The sequence below is a fragment of the Acinetobacter sp. Colony158 genome, from assembly GCF_019264745.1.
Classification (GTDB): Bacteria; Pseudomonadota; Gammaproteobacteria; order Pseudomonadales; family Moraxellaceae; genus Acinetobacter; species Acinetobacter ursingii.
Genome location: NZ_CP078523.1, coordinates 726,303 through 731,479 on the forward strand (window position 1 = coordinate 726,303; position 5,177 = coordinate 731,479).

The 5,177-nt window shown below is 41.9% G+C and carries 5 protein-coding genes; all 5 read left to right on the forward strand.

What is annotated here, in order from left to right; translation table 11 throughout:
- Positions 1-364: 364 nt before the first annotated feature.
- Positions 365-2,062 carry a 2-isopropylmalate synthase gene (gene leuA, locus JR005_RS02745; RefSeq protein WP_151722583.1) on the forward strand — a complete coding sequence of 566 codons (1,698 nt, stop codon included), beginning with the start codon at positions 365-367 and terminating at the stop codon, positions 2,060-2,062.
- A gap of 84 nt (positions 2,063-2,146) precedes the next feature.
- On the forward strand, positions 2,147-3,310 hold the full coding sequence (gene metX, locus JR005_RS02750; protein ID WP_034699061.1) for a homoserine O-succinyltransferase MetX: 1,164 nt from the start codon (positions 2,147-2,149) through the stop codon (positions 3,308-3,310).
- The gene (gene metW / locus JR005_RS02755) at positions 3,310-3,903 is read left to right on the forward strand and encodes a methionine biosynthesis protein MetW (RefSeq protein WP_004991325.1); all 594 of its coding nucleotides are present in this window, start codon (positions 3,310-3,312) and stop codon (positions 3,901-3,903) included. The genes metX and metW overlap by 1 nt, the downstream gene beginning before the upstream one ends.
- Positions 3,900-4,487, forward strand: coding sequence for a tetratricopeptide repeat protein (locus JR005_RS02760; RefSeq protein WP_004991327.1), 588 nt, complete (start codon positions 3,900-3,902; stop codon positions 4,485-4,487). The genes metW and JR005_RS02760 overlap by 4 nt, the downstream gene beginning before the upstream one ends.
- Before the next feature lie 72 nt (positions 4,488-4,559).
- Positions 4,560-5,177, forward strand: a 618-nt coding sequence (rdgB, locus tag JR005_RS02765; protein WP_218665518.1) for an RdgB/HAM1 family non-canonical purine NTP pyrophosphatase, incomplete at its 3' end; no start/stop codon positions are given.

Sequence of the window (5,177 nt, forward strand, 5' to 3'; positions counted from 1 at the left end):
ACAAATTATGCAAAAAACAGGGAAATATTTCCCATTTATTCAAATTAAAATTTAAGATATTATTTTGCATATGCGGCGTTTTTCACCTACACTCAAATGAGTCGTAAAATCTTTTACGCAGGTGAAACCACTAAGCTTATTTAATGGTATACGGAAATGAAATACATTTTTGCTTTTTCCAAGTCTACAACTGATTTGAATACACTCCTGATGCTGCGCCAAGCGCGCATACTCTCTTTTTGCCTGTAAACTGGCCTCAAAATTTTTATATCATTTTCTTTCAATCGTTTTATTTAAACACCATATATAAAGTAGTGAGTTGCCTAAAAAATATAGAGCAAGCGCTACAACAAGGAGTTATCTCATGATGTTGGCAGATCCAAGCAAAAAATACCGTCGTATGTACCAGCGCGTCGATTTACCTGACCGCCAATGGCCAAATAACGAAATTACCAAAGCGCCGATCTGGATGAGTACCGACTTGCGTGACGGTAATCAAGCCATTTTTGAACCGATGGACATCGATCAAAAGTTTAAAATGTTTCAGATGTTAGTCAAAATTGGTTTCAAACACATTGAAATTGGTTTCCCATCGGCATCTCAAGTAGATTTTGACTTCACGCGCAAATTGATTGAAGAAAATCACATTCCAGATGATGTCTATATTGAAGTGTTGGTACAAGCACGTGATCATTTAATTGAGCGGACTTTTGAATCTTTAGTCGGTGCGAAACGTGCGATTGTGCATATCTATAATGCTAATTCACCGACCTTTCGTCAAAAAGTATTGAATGTTGATGCCAATGGCTCTAAAGCTTTAGCGGTTAATGCTGCTAAAAAAATTAAAGAAATTGCAGCACAATATCCTGAAACAGAATGGGTATTTCAGTACAGCCCAGAATGTTTTTCTGCTACAGAATTAGAAGTCGCTAAAGACGTTTGCGATGCTGTGACTGAAATCTGGGAAGCATCAGCAGACAATAAAGTGATTTTAAACTTGCCTGCAACAGTCGAAGTCTCAACACCAAATGTTTATGCAGACCAAATCGAATGGATGCATCGTAATCTTGCCCGTCGTGATGGGGTGATTATTTCTGTTCACTGTCATAATGACCGTGGCTGTGGGATTGCAGCCTCTGAACTTGCGATTATGGCAGGAGCAGACCGTGTTGAAGGTTGCGTGTTTGGTAATGGTGAACGTACAGGTAATGTTGATGTCGCAGCAATTGCTTTAAATATGTATACCCAAGGTGTTGCGCCAGAGTTAGATTTCTCCAACATCAATGAAGTGATTGCCATCATTGAAGAATGTACGGGCTTACCTGTGCATCCACGTCATCCTTATGCGGGTGATTTGGTCTTCACAGCATTCTCTGGTTCACATCAGGATGCCATCAAAAAAGGCTTTGAATTCCAGAAAAACGAAGAAATCTGGGATATGCCTTACTTGCCAATCGATCCAAAAGACTTGGGTCGTGACTACGATGCGGTCATTCGTGTCAATAGCCAGTCGGGTAAAGGCGGCATTGCTTACTTGTTAGAATCTCACTACAACGTGGTATTGCCGCGTCGTTTACAGATTGAATTTTCACAAATTGTGCAACAACACACCGACAGCAACGGTACGGAAATTAGTGCAACAGAAATCTGGAATTTGTTCCAAGATACTTACGTAAATGCTAAACAGCAGCACTATACCGCAAAAAACTATCGCCTTTCTGATGTAAATGGCACGCAGGCAATTGAACTCGAAGTGGATATTGATGGTGAAATCCAACAATTACGTGGCGAAGGCAATGGTCCAATTTCGGCTTTCTTAAATGCGCTTCAATTGCCGATTGATGTATTGAACTATGAAGAACGTAGCATTAGCTCTGGTGCCAACGCCAAAGCCTTGACCTTGATTGAAATTCAAGTCAAAGGAACAGGTAAGAGTGCGTTTGGAGCAGGAATCCATGACAACACCGTGACCTCATCCATTGAAGCGATTTTGGCCTCAACCAATCGTTTAATTGAACAAGGTGTCTTGAGCACAGAACAAGTGGCCGCTGCCGCTGTATAAACTACGTAAAACACTCTTTTTGAAAGGATACCTATGGTATCCTTTCTTTATTATTGGTTTAAAGATAGAAGGCGAATCGCTCCCGTGTCTTTTGCATCTGACTCCGTGGGTTTGGTCACTCCACAAAAGTTTCAATTTGAACACCCTCTACATTTAGAATGTGGCCGCAGCTTACCGCGTTTCGAACTGATGGTTGAAACCTATGGTACTTTAAATGCAGATCAATCTAACGCGATTTTGATTTGTCATGCGCTTTCTGGGCATCATCATGCGGCGGGTTATCATCACGAAGATGACAAAAAATCAGGTTGGTGGGATGCCTGCATAGGCCCAGGCAAAGCGATTGATACCAATCATTTTTTTGTGGTTGCACTGAATAATATTGGCGGATGTAATGGCTCGACTGGCCCAACTTCGCCCAATCCTGAAAATGAAAATCGTCCTTACGGCCCAGATTTTCCTTTGGTCACCGTCCGTGACTGGGTCAAAACCCAAACTATGCTTTCAGATCGACTGGGCATTGATGTTTGGTATGCGGTGATTGGTGGGTCATTGGGCGGCATGCAGGCTTTACAGTGGTCGGTAGATTATCCTGATCGTTTAAAAAATTGTGTGATTATTGCCAGCGCCCCCAAACTTTCTGCACAAAATATTGCCTTTAACGAAGTCGCGCGCCAATCCATCCTGTCTGATCCTGATTTTTATCATGGTCGTTATCTGGAAAATGATAGCTACCCAAAACGCGGATTGATTTTGGCACGGATGGTGGGTCACATCACCTATTTATCTGAAGAAGCGATGAAACAAAAATTTGGTCGTGATTTAAAATCGGGCAAATTTATGTATGGCTTTGATGTCGAATTTCAGGTGGAAAGCTATCTGCGCTATCAGGGTGAACAATTTAGCCGAAATTTTGATGCCAATACCTATTTGATTATGACCAAGGCACTGGACTATTTTGACCCATCACGTGAGTATGAGCAGTCATTGACTAAAGCAATGGCGCAAACCCAATGTCGTTTCCTTGTGATTTCCTTTACTACGGACTGGCGTTTTGCCCCAGAACGTTCTCAGGAAATTGTCGATGCACTTATTACCAATCATAAACCTGTGACTTATCTGGATATCGATGCTGAACAAGGTCATGATTCATTTTTATTTCCTATTCCACTCTATGTAAAAACGCTACGAGCTTTTTTAGGCGGTGAAGCGCTTTTAAAATCTACCCCACACGTGGAGGCGATCTGATGCGTATCGACCAACAACTTGCGGAAAAGTGGATTAAACCGGGTTCCAGTGTGCTGGATTTAGGCTGTGGCGATGGCGAATTATTGGCTCATATGAGCAAAAAACACCAAATTCATGCTTATGGGCTAGAAATTGATCAAGAAAAGATTGCAATTGCGGTCAGTCGCGGGTTAAATATTATTCAGCAAGACTTGAATCTTGGCTTGAGCCGTTTTGCCGACCAGTCTTTTGACAATGTCGTCATGGCACAAGCTTTGCAGGCTGTAGATGCACCAGATGTTTTATTACGTGACATGGTGCGAGTGGGCAAACAAGCCATCATTACTTTTCCAAACTTTGCGCACTGGAAGACGCGCTCGTTTTTGGCTTTGAAAGGAATGATGCCTGTTTCAGATGCATTACCTTATATGTGGTATAACACGCCCAATATTCATTTATGTACTTTCCGAGATTTTGAAGCACTGTGTGCAGAAAATCAGATTCGGATTATTAATCGACTTGCCGTCAATGGGAATCAGCAAGGGAGCTTTTTAAGTAAGCATGTCCCTAATTTGTTTGGTGAAGTCGCAATATATCGAGTGAGCGCTCTATGAAAAAAACATTATTCAGCACACTAGTAGTTGGACTTTTAAGTATTCACGCACATGCTGATTACGTTGCCCAACCACAATCTATTGCAGCACAAGCTGCACATTATTCTACAATGGGGATTACCGATCTGATGAAAGCTGCTAAAGCGGGTCAGGCGGGTGCACAATTTTATTTAGGTTCGCATTACCAATACGGTAAAGATGTGGCCAAAGATGACAAACAAGCTTTTACATGGTTTAAAGCAGCCGCAGATCAGGGATTATCCCCTGCTCAGCTCAATGTCGGCCGTATGTATGCAGATGGTGTTGGCGTTGCTAAAAATGAAGCGATGGCGCGTAAATACTTTGAAAAAGCAGCCAGTAATGGTGACAACCGTGCTAGTTATAATCTCGCCATGATGGAAGAGCAAAAGAAAAACTATCAGGGCGCCTATCAATGGTACGAGTTATCGACTCGTGATGGCATGTTGGATAATAAAGTGATTAACATGTCACAAAGCAAAAAAACGGCGTTGGCTGCCAATTTAACCCAAGATCAGATTCGCCAAGCGGTTGATCGTGCGGATAAATGGATTCAGGCGCAGTAAGTTCTTCAAATTTTAAAGCACCTTCGGGTGCTTTTTGTTTTTTAATTTTCTCTTTTCATTCGAGTTTTAATTATGTCTGCACCCCATTGGCTCTCTCAAGGTACTTTAGTTCTAGCCAGTAACAACAAAGGTAAAATTACCGAGTTTGAAAAACTCTTTGCAGAGTTAAAACTTCCCGTGGATGTCATTCCTCAAGGTCAACTCGAGATCCCAGATGCGATTGAAGATGGACTGAGCTTTATTGAAAATGCCATTATTAAAGCACGACATGCGTCCAAAATTTCAGGTAAACCTGCGATTGCCGATGATTCTGGTATCTGTGTTTCTGTATTAGACGGCGCACCGGGTATCTACTCAGCACGTTATGCGGGTAATCATGGCAATGATACCGCCAATAATGAAAAACTTTTAAATGACTTAAAACCATTTCGTCAAAATGGGCAAGTGATTGAAGGAATGTTTGTCTGTGTATTGGCTTTGGTTGAACATGCAGAAGATCCACTTCCACAAATCTTTCAGGGTTTCTGGCATGGCGAAATTTTAGAAGCCGCGCGTGGCGAACATGGCTTTGGTTATGACCCGTTATTTTGGCTACCCGAACTCGGAATCAGCAGTGCGGAAATGAGTAAGCAAGAAAAAAATAAAATCAGCCATCGTGGGCAGGCAATGCAACGTTTTCGTGAGAGTTTG

Excerpts from the sequence above, each read along its gene's own strand:
- leuA (WP_151722583.1), top strand. The coding sequence starts at position 365 with ATGATGTTGGCAGATCCAAGCAAAAAATACCGTCGTATGTACCAGCGC.
- metW (WP_004991325.1), top strand. The coding sequence starts at position 3,310 with ATGCGTATCGACCAACAACTTGCGGAAAAGTGGATTAAACCGGGTTCC.
- JR005_RS02760 (WP_004991327.1), top strand. The coding sequence starts at position 3,900 with ATGAAAAAAACATTATTCAGCACACTAGTAGTTGGACTTTTAAGTATT.